A 16,575-nucleotide genomic window follows, 5' to 3' on the forward strand; every position below is an offset into this window, starting at 1 on the left:
GTAATCTGCGCGCACCGGCTGGAATCGATGCAAGGGGCGGTTTAGACGCTCAGACCGTATTGACGGCACAGGGCTTCCAACCCGCCGTTGAAGCCGGAGCCAACCGCAGAGAATTTCCATTCGCCGTTGTGGCGGTAGATCTCCGCAAAGACGATGGCTGTTTCCGTAGAATAATCCTCGCCCAGGTCGTACCGGAGCAACTCAACGCCCGTCTGCTTGTCCACCAGCCGGACAAAAGCGTTTGCTACCTGCCCAAAGTTCTGGCCGCGCGCCTGTGCTTCATAGATGGTCACTGTGACAACGATTTTCTCCACATAGCTGGGAACTTTTTCAAACTCAATGGTGACGGCTTCGTCGTCGCCCTCGCCTTCACCGGTGCGGTTATCGCCGGAATGGGTCACGCCGCCGGAGGAAAGGTTGTTGTAAAAGATGAAATCCGAATCATGGGCGCATTTCCCGGTGTTGTCCAACAGGAAAATCGAGGCGTCCAAGTCAAAATCCGCGCCGCTGTCATACTGTTTGATGTCCCACCCTAGGCCAACAAGCGCAATTTTGAGGTTCGGCGCTTCTTTGCTCAAGCTAATTTTTTGCCCTTTTGTGAGGTTGATCGGCATAAAAATTCCTCCTTTTCCATACGGTTTCGATCATTAGCAGTAACGGTTTACCAGATCGGCAATTCCGGGGTCATATCCGGGCTGGCCGATTGCGTTAAACTTCCAGCCATCCCCGCGGCGATAGATTTCGCCTACAACCATGGATGTCTTTCCAGAGTAATCTTCCGTCAAATTGTAGCTGGCGATGGTTTCGCCGGCGCCCTTGTCCACAATGCGGATGTAAGCATTTTCAACCATGCCAAAGTGCTGTTTCCGCTGGACACAGTTGTAGATATTCACAACGAACACGATGCGGTCGATGTTCTGCGGGACACGGGTCAGATCCACCAGAATCTGCTCGGAGTCGTCCATGCCGCCCATTTTGCCGCCTACCAGGTTGTCGCCGCAGTGGTGGACGCAGCCGGACGGATGATCCTTGTGGTTGAAGAAGATAACCTCTTCTTTTGTGGGGATCTTCCCATTGGCGTTCAGCATAATGACGGATGCATCAATGTCCACATCGGCTTTCTGCTTAAATAGCCCCATAAGACCGCCCTTTTGTTGGACCTCTTTCCAGCCTAAGCCGACCAAGATATTGGTAAGCTGGGAGCCGTCCTTCTTTTGCAGATCAATTTTTTGTCCTTTTTGTAGGGAAATCGCCATAGGATTTACACCTGCTTTCTTAAAGTATCATTGAACGAAAATCGATTAAACATTCAAACCAAAATTGCGGCACAGAGCCTCCAGGCCGCCCTGGAAACCGGAGCCGACCGCGGCGAACTTCCATTCCCCATTGTGGCGGTAGATCTCAGCGACTACAATTGCCGTTTCAATGGAATAATCCTCGCCAAGGTCATAGCGCAGCAGCTCTTCGTTCTTTGCGGTGTCGACAATGCGGATATAGGCGTTGGATACCTGGCCAAAATTTTGTCCACGTGCGTCGGCCTCGTGGATGGTGACCGTGAAAGAAATCTTCTGCACATTGGCAGGGACCTTGCTCAAAGTGATCTTTACGGATTCGTCATCGCCTTCGCCTGCGCCGGTACGGTTGTCACCGGAATAGACCACGCTGCCAGCGGCATCCTGCGGGTTGTTATAGAAAATAAAATTGGATTCGGTTTCCACTTTTCCACTGTCGCCCGTCATGAACACGGATACATCCAGATCAAATTCATGGCCGCCGTCATATTTATTGGTGTCCCAGCCAAGCCCGGCCAGGATGGAATCCAGACCAGCGTTGCCCTTGGTCAGATCCACTTTTTGTCCTTTTGAAAGATTGATTGGCATTGTTTACACTCCTTTTCGATAGCACATATATCCTCAAATGTATGATCTCTCCGCATAACGGAGGGGAATCCATTTACACATGCACCCGGGCCTGGAAATCCTGCTTGAGGGCGTCCAGCTTAGCGGCATCCGCGATTCGCTTTGCGCTGGCATCTTCCTGGATGCGCCGGGTTTCTTCAATACCGTTTACAATGGTCTGCCAGGTCTTTTCCAGGGTTTCCACCTTGATGGAGCTGGAAGAGGCCAGCTGTGCCGTCAGCTTGGTCTGCTCCGCCGTATTCCGGGCATTTTTGAGCAGCATCTCGTTGGTGCGGTCGTCCAACGCCTGCATCGCCTGTGCCTGGATCTTCTGGCGCTTGAGCAGAACCGCCTGCGTCAACGCCTGTTTAAAGACGGGCAGGGTGATGATAAAAGCAGAATTGATCTTACGGATCAAATTCAAATTGCTGAACTGCATGGACTGAATCATGGGGATGGACTGCATCGCCACATTCTCCGCTATGCGGAGGTCCTGGACGCGCTGATCCAAAATAGTCCGCGCCTGTTGCATCGCATTGTAGTCCAATTGCAGCATGGCGTCGTCGGGATGGTTGCTAAGGTCATCCTGCATCTGCGTCAGATACGTATCCATTTCCTGCAACCCCTGTTCGCCGGCCAAAATATATTTGACAAGATCCTGATAAAACCCCACGTTGGCGTCGAAGATGGTTTGCAGCTTTTTGTTAGACTCCCCGATTTCCACCTCATATTTTTTGAGCTGGATATAGATCCGATCGACTTCCTCGCCCATCGTGTGGTATTTGGCCAAGATCTGTTCCAACTGCTTTTGAAGGTTATTAAACAGTTTGGAGAAGAAGCCTTTCTTTTCATCCGCGGCGATCTCTTCGATGTCGAACTTGTCCATAATGTTGCCAAGGGCATTGAGCATTTCGCCGGAGTCGTTGATCTGGCTCATATTGATGCTATTCAAAATGGTATCGGAACATTTTGCAATCTCGTTAGCCACTTCGCTGCCAAACGAGACAATCGTCTGCGGGTCGTCCACAACGATCTGGCTGACCAGGTCGTCTACTTCCTTGGACCCAACCAAGGTCTGGGTCATTTCCTTCCTCTGCAAGGCAACGTCATAGGGTTTCGGTTCCTCCACCGCCGGGGAGGAGGGCGGTGCCTGGACGGTCTCCCCACGTCGGGGCGTGTACTGTAAGGCCATTGAACATCCTCCTTATTGTAATCGTTTATCAAGTGGAATTATCCATTGTGGTTGCTTCCGAACAGCCGTCCCAACCAGCCGCCGGAGCTGGCGGCCCGTTTGGTCCGCAGATCGGGGATGGTAAGGTCAAATGCAAATTCTCCGACCACCAGCGTATCGAAGCTGTCCGGGTGCAGATATTTTTCAACATTCCGGTACCCTGTAGGGGTAAAGATGGCGATATCAAACCCAACGAGGTTCAAAAATGCCAAGAGAATACATTCTTCAAGGGTAAACACCTTTTCTGTCACATCGACCACCAGGAATTTCGGGATGCTTTTCGTAAAGTCGAAATTTTGCAGCAGCCGGAGAAGCTCCTTATCCAAGTTCATCAGAACCGACAACATAGAGGCCGCCACATCCGGCCCGCCGTTGACAATTAAGTCGTAGTCGATCAGCGCCTGTATCTTTTCGAGAATATAATCCTGGGTATCGTCCGGGAGGTAATCGTAGCGGTAGAACCGGGAGCTTTTCAAGGCATTTGGGTCTAAACGCCCGTCGTGGATAAACGACCGGGCCTGGGGCGTGCTGAAAGAGGGCCCGTTTACATGAAGGAAGGGGACCGTTGTGACAAGGTAGGTGTCCTCCGTCACCATTTCGCGGATGCGGTCCCAATACAGTTTTTGGTCGCCCTTGTCCACCCCGCTGATCTTGGAAAACAGGTTCGGCACATAGACAATTCCGTCCTCGGTCCGGAAGGAAGGGCGGTATTGCGCCTCCTCGCGCCAGAGCTGTCCTACTTCGTCGTAGGTGGTTTTCAAGGTCACCGGCTGGGAACGGGTAAATTGCCGGTCGCGGAACATCCCGGTATCGCTATACAAAAGCTGGTCGAGCTCCCGCGATGCATTATAGGCAGTGGTACTGGCGCGCACCCGCTCTTCGCGCTGGGGGAAGGGTTCCATGGGGAGATCCTGTTCATATACCGTTGTCTGCCAGTCATGCGGCAAAAAGTGCTTTTCAAAGGGTTCTTGTCCTAACAGCGCCGGAGAAAAATAGAGGACGTCCACGCCGGCGTGTGCCAATGCCCAGAGCAGGGAGATCTCCGCCTCTGTAGCCGGGCCATAATAGACCAGCGCAGGTTCATGTTCCGAGCGGTATTGCTCAAAGAAAAGCTCCACATACCGCTTCAGCCAGCAGGCAAGCCGTACGCCATAATTGAGAAACCGGACGGCGTCTTTTTCCGCATACTGTTCCATCACCAGGGAAAACGCACGCTGCGCCAGCAAAACAGGGACTTTTCCACAGGATGGGACGATTTTCTCCGCCAATGTGCGGATTAACAACGGGCGTGGCAAACGCTTGTCCAAAGAACGAAAGGGAGCCGCCTCGTTGTTCGTAGGGGCAGGGATCTTTCCTTCCATTAAAAGCCCTTTTTTGGGGGAGGCGTCCAGCGTCCGTTTCAGATGATAAAGCTGGTTACGGTATTCCGCCCGGTCGTTGCCCCCAAAGCAGGCGGAAAATAGAGAACAAAACTTTCCTGTTTCCCGCTGTGCGCAGGGCAGGAAAACAGCGTCCCAGAAGGAAGCGCCACCCATCCAACGGTTGACCAGCACCACTTCCTCGACACCCTGCCAAGGAGGAGGAACGAGGGAAGAAGCGTCCGGCTGTCGCGCTGGAACCGTAGGGGTGGGAACGACAGCCTTTGGAACCGATGCAGAGGCGCTTTTGCTGGTAGGCGGGACCGCGGGGGGCGTGCGGACCTCCCCGTAAATAGGATGCCCGTATGTGCCGCCTCTGGCAGCTTTTGTATAGGAATCCTCAGAGCAATAGTTTACATATACGACATCGCATCCGGAACGGTACAACAGCTGGAGAAAGAGCAGCTCATACCGGCCGATCTCTCCCTCGTACAGGACCTTTGGGGGGGTATCTTGCCCAAGCCCCTTGAGAATTCCGCCGAGCGGCCCGCGGAGCCAACACATAAATTTGATATATGCGTTCCTACAGATGTTGTCGTTCGCGCCCTGCCTTTTTAAAATATCTAGAATTTCTGTCATAGCGGCATCGAGCGTCGTTCGCTGGGCGGGACGAAGTTGGCCTAACCACACAGTCAAATGGCGTGCGACAAGGGCGGCCGTCAGGGTAAATTGCTCCCCGACCTCCCGAAAAAAACGCTGGATTTCCGGTTCTACGGGGTTTGCAAGGCCGTTTTGAAGGTAAGCGCCTCCGTCTCGCGCCAATGCACCTATTTTGTTTAAATCATTGAGGATTTTTCCCTGCTGGTCGTAGCCGATCACACGGAAGAACCTAGGGGAAGGGGGCGTCCGGCGGCTTAACGGCAGAAGACAATCCTCCAATTGAGAAGTATTGCCGGTCATAGATCCATGCTCCAATCGCTGAGTTTATGCACGAAGGCCAAGCGGCACATAGAGCCGCCTATAGAAATCCGTTAGCGGCTGTTGCTGGTGTTCATATTCATGGATTTCGTGCTGGGGTTCCCGTAGGAGCGGGCGAAGTTAATCGTATTATAAATTTTAATGGTGGGCGCCAGCCAAACGCTTCCCGTCCCCCGGTATACATTTACCAAGCCTTCTCCGCTGACCGCCGAACCGATCAGCGACTTTGCGGAACGTTCTACCGTAAATTGCAGGGACGCTGTGCGGAGAATGGCAAAATTGCCGTCCACCTTTAAAGTATCATTTTGAAGTTCGATGACGTCGATTTCGCAGGACGGAACAGGGGATTCCAATACCACCAGCCCGGTGCCAGCAAGGGAGATCTGGAAAAGCCCCTCTCCACCGCCCAGAGCCGAAGAAATGCTCCTCTGCATAACGGGTTTGACGGCAACACTGCCCTGCGCGCAGTAAAACATGCCCTTATCCACAATGATCTCTTCATTATCCAACTGAAGAAGCAGAAAATGGTTGAAAGAGGGTTCCAGTACCAGCATTCCGCTGCCGCGGTATTCCGGCTGGGCAACGGCTTCTCCGGTGACAGCGCCGGAAAAAAGACGCCCCAAAGCGTTGCCGGCGGTCACCCCCGAAACCATTTCCAAAGGGCCGCGGAAATAGCTCATTGCGCCGGGTTCGACCGTTACCATATCGTTGGAGACATATACTGCAACCTGCCGGGCGCGAATATTCTGCTTTTCCATGAAATAGAGATCCATTGCCGCGCTGGTATTGGTAGAACCCAACAGATGTTGGTATTCCATCACGTCGATTTTTACACCGCCATATTCTGCGGAGTCGATAATTTTTATGTTTTCTCGGGTTCCTATTGCACTATACATGTCAGAAATCCGCCTTTCCTGTTCGATCGGATTCCCTTTGCCTCTTCCTGTGAACAATCCTTCCCCAGATGGTATCCCTTTGAAAGGGGTTCCAGTTTTTTTCTGCTAGCCGTTGGCAATGTACAAGGAAATCCTCTGCAAAAATTTAACAATTTAAACAAGGAATACGCTAAAAATATACAGATTCTATTATACTATGTCGAAGATAGGAATTCAATAAATTCGTTGTTAATTTTCATATTTAAGAAATTTGTAAAATATTGGAAACGGTTTGACCGAGTTCGACATAGAATATTTTATAAAAAAGTCCCCGTCCATTGTAAGGACGGGGAAACGGAGAAAGCGACCGGTTTTCTTTTTTATCGCCTGGGTTTGTCAAACTGCCTTTTCAATAGCTGTAAGGCCCTTTTCTCGATGCGGGATACATAGCGACACGCCTATTGTAAACGATGCCCTTTAAGAAATCGCCTCCAGCTCATGGAAGCGGAATTTGATGATGATCTCTTTTTCTTCGGTCAGCTCCACCCGTTCGATGAGGCTGACCAACAGTTCCCGACTGGTCAGTGCCGAGTCCAGAAACTGTTTCACCAGCGCCCTTGCTTTTTCTTCGGTGTTCACCGGTTGTTTTGCCTGTTTCTGAAGGCTCTTCAGCCGATCTTCCAGAACCGTGCGGTCCATCTTGACCTTCTGATAGATGCGCTGGAAGTCCTCTTCGGAGAGAAGTCCATTCAGCCGGTCCATGTACATCTGATCCAGATTGGTAGTCAGCGCAGTGATTTTGGATTGCAGCGCTTGCATCTCTGCTTCACAGATGGACTCCTTGCTGGCGGTCTCCACAGCTTCTTCTGCGATTGGGCGCAGCCGGTCAGGGTTCAGATAGGCCTGGCAGACCTCCCGTATTTTGGCAAGCACGGCTTCATTTACGGTTTCTTCCTTGATGGAATGACAGGAGCAGACACCCGCTTTGGTAAACCGCTGGTAGGTTCGGCATACGAAGAATAGGCGATCCTCCCCGGCGGCATTTTTGCGGTTAAGTACCGCCATGGGGTAGCCACACTCGTGGCAGAAAATCAGTCCTTTCAGCAAAAAGTCGTAGGTTCGGCTTCGGGTGTGCTTGCGGCTGTTTACCAGCATCTGCACCTTCTGAAAGGTTTCCGGGTCAATGATGGGCTCATGCGTTCCTTCCACTACGACCCAGTTCTCCGGTGATTGCCTCAGACATTTCTTGGATTTGTAGCTGATTTTCACCATACGTCCTTGCACCATATTGCCGATGTAGGTCTCGTTTTTCAGCATTTCAGAGATCCGCTCACTGCTCCACAGCCCGGCGTAGGGGCCAGGATTTCCAACCTTCCAGCCGCAGTAGGTGGCTGGTGTGGGCACACCTTCTTCATTGAGCGTAGTCGCAATTTTCCGGCAGCTCATGCCGGAAAGCGCTAGGGCAAAGATCCGCCGCACCACTGGAGCTACTTCCTCGTCAATGACGATCTTGTTTTTCTCGGTAGGGTGCATCTTGTATCCGTACATGGGCTTGCCGCCGATGAACTGCCCCTTCCGCTGCTTATCCCGCTTGACGCTCTTGATCTTCTTGGAGATGTCCTTGGCGTACATGTCGTTCATGATGGCACGGAATGGGGTGATGTCGTTGGCGGTAGAGTCCACGCCGGTATCAATGCCGTCCAGCAGGGAAATGTACCGCACCCGGTGCTCCGGGAAGTACCGCTCCATATAGTGGCCGGTCATGATGTAATCACGGCCCAAACGGGAAAGGTCTTTGGTGATGACCATATTGACCTTTTTAGTTTCAATGTCACCAATCATTCGCTGGAAACTGGGACGGTCAAAGCTGGTTCCGCTCCATCCGTCATCTACATAAGTGTCGAAGACGGACAGCCGGTGCTGCTGCACAAACTCCCGCAGCAGGGATTCCTGGTTCTGTACACTCTGGGATGGTCCTTCGTTTTCATCCTCCTTTGATAGTCTGATGTATAAAGCCACATGGTAGTCCATGGGGTTGCTTATCTCTAAGTACATACCATACCTCCTGAGATAAGCGGCCATTCATCGCTTACATTGTACAATGGGGTGCTCTATTGCAGCAAGGATGCGGCCAAGATAAAGCCGAAAAGATTCTTCCAAAATCTCAGATATACTCTTTTCGGTATTGCAGTAAGTACAGTGCACAACAGGCAAGTCTCTTTTTTTCATACGTTTTCCCTCCTTTTGTTCATCGTATGTAGGGAACCGCTTCTTCTTGCCTGTCCTTCTGCAAAAGAAAAGTGACCTGCTTTTTAGGCAAGTCACTCAGCGGTTTTCAATTTATATGTGAAATAGGTTCGAAATACCGTTTTATCCGTTTTTGGAACCATGGTGAATGGATCGGCCGAGGTGAGTTCTGGTTCCATCAACAAACTCATGGCAAAACAGTGTGCGAAGAATTCTTTACTATCAACACCATCCAAGTTTAGATGAAGCAGAGCAGAAACAACCTGAAAATCATCCGGTTGTACTTCCATTGTACCAGTCAACGCCAGATTGATAATGTGTCCGATTTCATGGAGCAGAATGCTTTGCAGGGCAGCTGAAAAATCTTTGTGCGGAACCAGCAGATAAATATCCGCCTGCATCTTTCCGTCCGTGCTCTGATAACAACGACAAAAGGAATCCTCTATTTTATAGGTTGCTGGGAGCAGAAAAATTAGTGTGTGGTGTTCTTTCCAAATGTGCCGGGAGAACAGATAGGTTCGTTCTACTGCTCTCATAACGGTTTCAGCAGCTTCCATGGAAATCGGCATCTTCTCTGTATCGGAGTAATATTTCTCTATCTCCTGTGCTATTACTGTCATCTGCCGCGCGTTTTCTGCCCGATCCCTAGAGAAGCTCCAGTTATGATACAACAGCAGTGCGTAAGCGGTTTCTCCTTGCACAATACTCCAACTAGGGTGCCCATCTAAGAAGGCAGAGAAGATCTGCTGTTTATACCGAAGTTGTAGTTCCTGATAAAGTTGTGCATAATCTGCCTGGCAATAGTCATTTGCTATTTTTCGGAGAAACTGTGTCAGTTCCTTAAAGCTAGTTATTCGTATCATATAAGATTTCCTTTCATGATAAAAAATCGAAAATCAAAGTTGGATGGACCATCCGCCTCCTAAGCGGAATGACTGTCGTTCGAATCCATTCTGATTAGCAAAAATTTTATCAGGAAATCTTGAAACCAAGAGCGCCGGAAAATTCTCGGCGCTCTTGATTATTTGATTGGGAAACTACAAAGCTTCATAAAACTCTTTTTGAAAATTCTGAGCACACTCTTTTCGGCAGGAGTCAATGACATGTCCATATCGTTCGGTAATCATTTCGGCCTGGGCGTGTCCGGAATCACCTTGCACTGCCTTGATATTTCCGCCGGTCAGAATCAATTTATATGTGATGCTGCTGTGACGCAGGCTGTGAAAGGTTACTTTGGGAAGACCTAATGTAAGAAGCTGCTTTTCAAGCATTCTTGGGAGTGCCTCTTCCTGTAACGGTCTGCCGGAAGAATACCGAAGGATCAGATCTGGTACATTCTTTCCACAAGGAGTTTGTTCCTTTTTCCAGTCCCAAAGCAGATCTATCACATAGGGCGGTAGGTAAACAGTACGGATACTGGAGTGGGTTTTCGGACGCTTTAAGACAATTGCTGTTCGCCCCTCATCAAACACAGCGGGGAATTGATAGAGAATGTTGTCCCGGTCCAATGCCTGAATTGCGTCCTTCCGCACTCGTTTCAGCGTTTTATTGATGAAAATCGTACCGTTTTTGAAATCTACATCACTCCAAGTCAGCGCCAGAATCTCCCCCTTGCGCAGAGAGCCTGCAAACGCGAGATGAACAGCAATCCCAAGCAGAGAAAAACCGCTGTTTTGCAATAACTTCTTGATTTCTTCGTTGGACAGCATTTCCATTGGACAGGGAAATGCTTTTGGAAGTGTCGCTTTATGAAATGGATTGCGGTCTGCATATTCCCAAAGCACCGCTTGCTCAAATGCGCTGTGCAGCAATTTATGGACAGAGGACAATATCTGCGGTGTCATATTCTGCTGGTTTCTCATCCTGCTGTACAGTGTAGCAATGGTTTTAGGGCTGAATTCTGTCAGCTTCATGTCTCCGAAAGCCGGGAGAATGTGGTTTTGAATCAGCGCTACATGATTGGTATATGTGGAATAGGACCAATGAGCCCGTCCATAAAGTTCTACATACTCCTCAAGAAGCTCCGCCAGATTATCGGCATGATTTTGTAACCTCTCCTTCTGTTTTGTTTGTACGAGTTCAACTTGCTCTTTTCGATGCAAAGCCGCTTCATAAGAATGATAGGTTTCCCAGCGCTGCTTCTTCTTTCCGCCTTCGTATGATGTGTAAACCACACTAAAGCTTTTGTTTCGTTTCACAATGGATGCCATGATAAATTCCTCCTTTTCAAAATTTATCATAGCAGTTCTGCATATTGAAAAGGGGAGCATCGCTCAAATGTGAGTGTATATTGATTGATGAAATGAGTGATGTGTGGTATAATAAAAACAATGATTGACCCAGTGAGGTGTTACATGAAAAACCAAAAGCCTCCTTTTGAAATTACCAATCACATGATTGACCATGTGGCAGAGATTGCGGAACTGGTGGGGAAACTATCGGCAGTATCTTCTCTTTCTGCTAATCCGACGCTGCGGCGCAGCAATCGGATTAGAACCATCCATGGTTCTCTGGCCATCGAGCAGAACACCCTTTCCTTGGAGCAGGTAACTGCTGTGCTGAATGGAAAGCATGTCCTGGCTCCACCCAAGGATATTGTTGAAGTCAAGAATGCCTACGAAATTTATGAGAGGTTAGATGAACTCGATCCTTATTCGGTGGAAGATCTGCTGACTGCCCATGGCATTATGACTCGGGACTTGGTCGAAGAATCCGGCATGTTCCGAACACGACCTGTAGGCGTAGTAGATAGCGAAGGACATGTCCTGCATTTCGGTACGCTTCCACAATATGTCCCTGACCTAGTCATGGCGCTGCTGGAATGGACAAAGACCAGCGAGGTGCACATGCTGATTCGTAGCTGTGTGTTCCACTATGAATTGGAACTGATCCACCCCTTTACCGATGGAAATGGGCGTGTGGGGCGACTGTGGCACACACTGCTGCTCTCCAAGTGGAATTCGGCGTTTGCCTGGCTCCCGGTGGAATCCATCATCCATGACCGCCAGCAAGAGTATTACGCAGCCATCAACGCCTCCAATGATGCCGGAGAGTCCACAGTATTTATTGAGTTTATGATGTCAGCTATCAAAGCATCACTCATAGAAGCAATCAATACGAGCAATGAAATGAGCGATGGAAAAATAAATAAGGTAGCCCTCCGCTGGAAGAAAATTGAGGAGTATCTTAAAACCCACGACTATATCATGAATGCCGATGTACGAGAGTTATGTGGGGTATCGGCTGCTACGGCAAATAGGACTTTATCCATGCTTACAATAGAGGGAAAACTTGTAAAATATCGTTGTGGTGGGCACTGGGCATACCACTTGGCTGTTTGACTATATGTTCTCCAGATAACTCTTTTGGCTTAAATAAGAATATATATTCTAGAGGATCAAATTTATGAGTTACTATAATTTCGCAGAACTTGGTGATTTAGAACGCACACTTTTTACCCAAAAACATAATCCTTGTGTTTTTATATCACACAAAAAAGAAGACGAGGTTGCCGCAATAGCTATTGGCAACTATTTAATCAATACGGTTGGTATTAACATATATTTGGACACTCAAGACTGTACATTGAAAGAAGCTGTGAGTTCCGAGAACGATCAACGAATCGTTAAATCTATTCAAAAAGGGTTGACATGTAGTTCTCATCTTCTTTGCCTAGTATCTGACAAAACAAAGCTGTCTTGGTGGGTTCCTTATGAAATTGGTTTTGCCGACAAACAAGGAATAGACATTGCCGCACTAAAGCTTAAAGATGTCGACGATATCCCATCGTATCTAAAAATTAAAAAAGCTCTATTTAATACTAAAGATTTTCTACAGTACATAAGTGAATTGGGCCCATATGGAGCTATTATGGCAAAAGAGAACTATATCCGCTTTTCTGCATGCGATAATAGTGTATTAGCAGAATATATTGATTGATTAGGAGGAAATAAAAATGTATGGCTACTATACTCAACGTCACAAGGTTTTCATTAGCTTTTATCACCACGATGATCAAGTTTATAAAAACTATATTGATAGGTACTTAAGTAGTAATATTATCAATAAGTCTGTTATGGAAGGGGAATACTGTACCGACAACAGTGATGAATACATTAAGCGATTAATCCGAGAGGACAAAATTAGTGATTCATCCGTTGTTGTGGTGTTGGTTGGTCCAAACACAAAGAACAGAAAACATGTCGACTGGGAAATATACGCCGGGCTTCGTCCAAGCATTAATGGCAATTCAGGTCTTATCGGTATTTTCTTACCGACTGTACGTAAGGCACCAAATGGTGGCTACTATTATGCGGATATGCCAGCAAGATTGGCTGATAATATTGAATCTGGATATGCGGATTTTTATGATTGGGACTATGCAATTTCTCATTTTGATACCATCATAGAAAAAGCATTTAATAATAGGGCATCTCGCCGGAATCTGATTGATAACTCTCGGCCTCAGATGAAACGGAATTTGGGGGTATAAACATGGAAATATTCGGCGTAGAGTTTGAGAGTTGGAATGTTGTGCTTCTCAGGCTTAACTGGTTTGCAATCATTCTACTTTTAGTGATTATTTTTGTTGTTTCTTGGATATACAGCGTTGTAAATAACCGTATTAGCAGAAAGTCAATCACAATCGATGAGATTAACTTGGGCATCGGTGATAGCAGCGTAAAACTAACGTACAACAAAAAAGACCAAGAAATCGCATACAAATTGTGGGTTGAACTGAGCACAAGAAAAATCGGTCTGATGTTTGATAAAGAGTATGATGTTATCACCGAGGTGTATAACTCTTGGTATGAATTCTTTAAAATCGCAAGAGAACTTCTCAAAGATATCCCTGCAAGCAGACTGCCTTACTCTAATGATTTGATTGTGTTGACGGAAAAAGTCCTGAACAAAGGACTTCGCCCTCACTTAACAACTTGGCAAGCAAAGTATCGTAAATGGTATGAAAAAGAACTGCTCAACAATACCGAAGATACCCCACAGGATCTCCAGAGAAAATACCCGTATTACGAGGAACTTGTCGATGACCTCATTACAACAAATAAGCGTATGATTGAATATAAAAAGCTTATGAAGGAAATAGCGTTTCCAGAGAAATAAACCAGCCCCTAGTAAGGAGAAAACACAATGAATTTTACACACTACGATTTGGGAAATCTTGAAAAAGGTAGAATTGTAGAGATAACATTACAGGGATCTGCTGCAAATGTACAACTGCTTGATAGCACCAATTTTTCAAGCTATAAAAACGGCAAAAATTATCGGTATATTGGAGGTTTAGCTAAGCGTTCTCCCGTCAGATTACAAACAACGCATTCTGGTCATTGGCATGTCGCCATAGATCTTCGTGGGCTCCGTGGAAATGTACGTTCGTCTGTTCGTGTTTTACCACGGGCGCTACCTACAATAACCCAAAAGGCACTGTCTGATGTTCCTTCACTGTTCCTTGGTAGAGAAGAGCCTCCGTTTTCTGGAGATTATACACCAAGAGACTACGATGTGTTCATATCTCATGCATCCGAAGATAAAGATGAAGTCGTACGACCACTCGCTATGGCATTGAAAGAAAAGGGATTGTCTGTTTGGTACGATGAGTTCGAACTAAAAATCGGAGATAGTTTACGAAGAAAAATTGATCTTGGTTTGGCGAAGAGCAATTTCGGCATTGTCGTCATTTCTCGTGATTTCATCAAAAAAGGATGGACCAACTACGAACTTGACGGGTTAATTACAAGATCCATTTCTGGCGAACAGCAACTTCTTCCCATCTGGCACAACATAACGAAGAAAGAAGTTATCGACTACAGCCCATCACTAGCAGACAAAGTGGCAAGAAATACGGCTATAAATACTGTCGAAGAAATTGCTGACGAAATAGCTGAAGTAATTCAAAATAGTTAACAAACTCGAATAATATGATGAGTGGCCGCTTAACTAAATAATCTAAACACTGATGCCCGGGGAGCCTTTTGGCCCTCCGGGCTTCGTTTACATTAGCGGCGTCGCTATACATAAGAGCGTGAAATTTTTAAGCGCGCAGCGACCTCTCGCTGCGTGAGCGGATGGTCATTGTTCAGCCCATAACGCAGTTCAATGATGAGGCGTTCCCGTGGAGTAAGCACTTGTGCGATATAACGTTTGAGTTGTTCCGATTTAACTTTACAATCGAGATTATCGACAATGTTATCTTCTGTGGACATTACATCCATCAGGGTCAGGGCGTTTCCATCTTTATCCGTGTCGATCGGCTCGTTCATGGAAATGTCCTGCGCGCTCTTTTTTGCGGCGCGAAAATACATCAGGACCTCATTTTCAATACACCGCGCCGCATAACTGGAAAGGCGGATACCCTTCGTATGGTCGAACGTGTTGACTGCTTTAATCAGCCCAATGGTCCCAATGGAGATCAAATCGTCCTGGTCGCTTGTGTTGGAATAGTATTTTTTGACGATATGCGCGACCAACCGGAGATTGTGTTCGATCAATTCGTCGCGCGCGTGCCGGTCCCCATTTTTGAGGCGTTCGAGGCAGTTGCGTTCTTCCTCCGCGGTTAGGGGCCTGGGGAAAGAGCCAGCGCCTGTGACATGCAGAATGAAAAAAATCAGGCCGGAAAGCGCGCAGGAGAGCAGAGCTGTCAGCATAGAATCGCCCCAATCCAGATAAAATTTGGACGGCTTTCCTGCCGTCCGGTTCTTCTAACTATCTTATGGGCGGGGTGCTTGTTTGTTGCAAGTCCCTTGCCTTTCTTTGGGGCGCATTCCTATTTTTCAGCGGGCTGGAAACCACCATGGTAAGACTGCACAGTTTTTTAGAATCCAAAAAGAAAAACTCTGGCGGCTGCATTCTCCAGAATTTTTTCCTTTGCAATTAAGTCCGCAGGAATTTTGTTTATACTTTTTATATTGCAAAGAAGAAATTGTACGCTGTATTTGATTCTGCCCCAGTGAGAATGCTAATTTTGGAAGGGCTTTTCGATCCTCGGGTATGATGAAATGTGCAGTCCAAGATACGATCTGCATGGTATATCGTCTATACCATGCAGATGGATACATTTCCGGTTTAAGGGGGAATCACCAATGGGAATCCAATTGGTTGCGCTCGATATGGATGGGACCGTTTTGTTGGACGACCATCTGACCGTCACGCCTGCCGTGCGGCGCTCCATTGAGCAGGCGCTTGCGAAGGGGGTCACCGTTGTACCCGCCACAGGGCGGGTGGCGGCTATGCTGCCAAAGGTCTTTTATGAGTTGGACGGCATCCGCTATGTGATCAATTCCAATGGGGCGTCCGTATGGGATCGGGTGGAAAATCGCGTGATTTATTCGAATCCAATCCCCGCAGAGACCGTCCGGCAGATTCTTCAGATTTTGGAACCTTACGGCCTGTTGACCCAGATCTACTGTGGGGGGAACATCTATGCGGAAAAGCGTTCCCTTGCCAGGGTGGTTGACCTCCCCTTTGCGGCGGAATTTATTGAGAATATTCGCAAGACGCAGATCGAACTGGACAGCTTCCAGGCGCTGTTGGAGGAGCATCCGGAGGGTGTGGAAAAGCTGAATCTGGCCCATGTGGAGTCGGGATTGCGTGAAAAGCTGTGGAAGCAGTTTGAGGCGATGCCGGGCGTCACGGTGGTCTCTTCGGCTGGAAGCAATATCGAACTAAACCGCGACGGGGCGAGCAAAGGGGATGCGCTGCATCATCTTTGCCAACGGTTGCAGATTCCCCCGGAGAATGTAATGGCCGTGGGGGACAGCGGCAACGACGTCGAAATGTTGCGGTATGCCAGGTGCTCCGTCGCCATGGAGAACGGGACGCCGGAGGCAAAGGCAGCGGCCAAATACCGTACGGCTTCCAACGAACAGGACGGTGTGGCACGCGCAATCGAACAGTTTGTTTTATAAGGCTCTTTATCTATATGAAAAGACGCGCCCTTCCTCATCCAAATAGATGGGGAAGGGCGCGTCCTT

General features: G+C 48.1%; 17 protein-coding genes. 6 read left to right on the top strand and 11 right to left on the bottom strand.

Annotated features, from left to right (window positions below; genetic code table 11):
- Positions 1-41: 41 nt before the first annotated feature.
- From I2G69_RS02995 to I2G69_RS03040, 10 genes are all read right to left on the bottom strand, one after another.
- On the bottom strand, positions 42-614 hold the full coding sequence (locus I2G69_RS02995; RefSeq protein WP_087230655.1) for a TerD family protein: 573 nt from the start codon (positions 612-614) through the stop codon (positions 42-44).
- Positions 615-647: 33 nt separating this feature from the next.
- Entirely contained in the window at positions 648-1,256 is a 609-nt protein-coding gene (locus I2G69_RS03000) for a TerD family protein (RefSeq protein ID WP_087230658.1), read from the bottom strand.
- A 45-nt stretch (positions 1,257-1,301) separates the two neighbouring features.
- Entirely contained in the window at positions 1,302-1,880 is a 579-nt protein-coding gene (locus I2G69_RS03005; protein WP_087230661.1) for a TerD family protein, read from the bottom strand.
- Between the two features lie 73 nt (positions 1,881-1,953).
- Entirely contained in the window at positions 1,954-3,090 is a 1,137-nt protein-coding gene (locus I2G69_RS03010; RefSeq protein ID WP_191363014.1) for a toxic anion resistance protein, read from the bottom strand.
- A 38-nt stretch (positions 3,091-3,128) separates the two neighbouring features.
- The gene (locus I2G69_RS03015) at positions 3,129-5,447 is read right to left on the bottom strand and encodes a YceG family protein (protein WP_195560167.1); all 2,319 of its coding nucleotides are present in this window, start codon (positions 5,445-5,447) and stop codon (positions 3,129-3,131) included.
- Positions 5,448-5,518: 71 nt separating this feature from the next.
- Entirely contained in the window at positions 5,519-6,361 is an 843-nt protein-coding gene (locus I2G69_RS03020) for an AIM24 family protein (protein ID WP_087230669.1), read from the bottom strand.
- Positions 6,362-6,817: 456 nt separating this feature from the next.
- Positions 6,818-8,395 (bottom strand): recombinase family protein, encoded by a 1,578-nt coding sequence (locus I2G69_RS03025; RefSeq protein ID WP_195560168.1) that lies wholly within the window; start codon positions 8,393-8,395, stop codon positions 6,818-6,820.
- A gap of 27 nt (positions 8,396-8,422) precedes the next feature.
- Positions 8,423-8,569 (bottom strand): hypothetical protein, encoded by a 147-nt coding sequence (locus tag I2G69_RS03030; RefSeq protein WP_195560169.1) that lies wholly within the window; start codon positions 8,567-8,569, stop codon positions 8,423-8,425.
- A 92-nt stretch (positions 8,570-8,661) separates the two neighbouring features.
- Positions 8,662-9,450, bottom strand: a complete 789-nt coding sequence (locus I2G69_RS03035; protein WP_195560170.1) for a hypothetical protein — start codon at positions 9,448-9,450, stop codon at positions 8,662-8,664.
- Between the two features lie 174 nt (positions 9,451-9,624).
- The gene (locus I2G69_RS03040; protein WP_021966430.1) at positions 9,625-10,797 is read right to left on the bottom strand and encodes a site-specific integrase; all 1,173 of its coding nucleotides are present in this window, start codon (positions 10,795-10,797) and stop codon (positions 9,625-9,627) included.
- Positions 10,798-10,941: 144 nt separating this feature from the next.
- On the opposite strand from I2G69_RS03040, the gene I2G69_RS03045 reads away from it, so the two are divergent.
- The 5 genes from I2G69_RS03045 to I2G69_RS03065 all read left to right on the top strand — a co-directional run bounded on the left by I2G69_RS03045 (position 10,942) and on the right by I2G69_RS03065 (position 14,509).
- Positions 10,942-11,928, top strand: a complete 987-nt coding sequence (locus I2G69_RS03045; protein WP_195560171.1) for a Fic family protein — start codon at positions 10,942-10,944, stop codon at positions 11,926-11,928.
- 64 nt (positions 11,929-11,992) lie between these two features.
- The gene (locus I2G69_RS03050) at positions 11,993-12,526 is read left to right on the top strand and encodes a toll/interleukin-1 receptor domain-containing protein (RefSeq protein WP_021966429.1); all 534 of its coding nucleotides are present in this window, start codon (positions 11,993-11,995) and stop codon (positions 12,524-12,526) included.
- A 16-nt stretch (positions 12,527-12,542) separates the two neighbouring features.
- On the top strand, positions 12,543-13,079 hold the full coding sequence (locus tag I2G69_RS03055) for a TIR domain-containing protein (RefSeq protein WP_195560172.1): 537 nt from the start codon (positions 12,543-12,545) through the stop codon (positions 13,077-13,079).
- Between the two features lie 2 nt (positions 13,080-13,081).
- Positions 13,082-13,708: a hypothetical protein gene (locus tag I2G69_RS03060; RefSeq protein ID WP_021966427.1), complete on the top strand. Its 627-nt coding sequence runs from the start codon at positions 13,082-13,084 to the stop codon at positions 13,706-13,708.
- A gap of 27 nt (positions 13,709-13,735) precedes the next feature.
- Positions 13,736-14,509 (top strand): DUF1883 domain-containing protein, encoded by a 774-nt coding sequence (locus tag I2G69_RS03065; protein WP_021966426.1) that lies wholly within the window; start codon positions 13,736-13,738, stop codon positions 14,507-14,509.
- Positions 14,510-14,613: 104 nt separating this feature from the next.
- On the opposite strand, the gene sigK is transcribed toward I2G69_RS03065, so the two are convergent.
- Positions 14,614-15,249: an RNA polymerase sporulation sigma factor SigK gene (gene sigK / locus I2G69_RS03070; protein WP_195560173.1), complete on the bottom strand. Its 636-nt coding sequence runs from the start codon at positions 15,247-15,249 to the stop codon at positions 14,614-14,616.
- Positions 15,250-15,684: 435 nt separating this feature from the next.
- Between sigK and I2G69_RS03075 the strand changes: the two genes are divergently transcribed.
- On the top strand, positions 15,685-16,509 hold the full coding sequence (locus I2G69_RS03075; protein ID WP_195560174.1) for a Cof-type HAD-IIB family hydrolase: 825 nt from the start codon (positions 15,685-15,687) through the stop codon (positions 16,507-16,509).
- Positions 16,510-16,575 lie beyond the last annotated feature (66 nt).

Source organism: Anaeromassilibacillus sp. D41t1_190614_C2, assembly GCF_015558525.1.
Lineage (GTDB): Bacteria > Bacillota > Clostridia > Oscillospirales > Acutalibacteraceae > Anaeromassilibacillus > Anaeromassilibacillus stercoravium.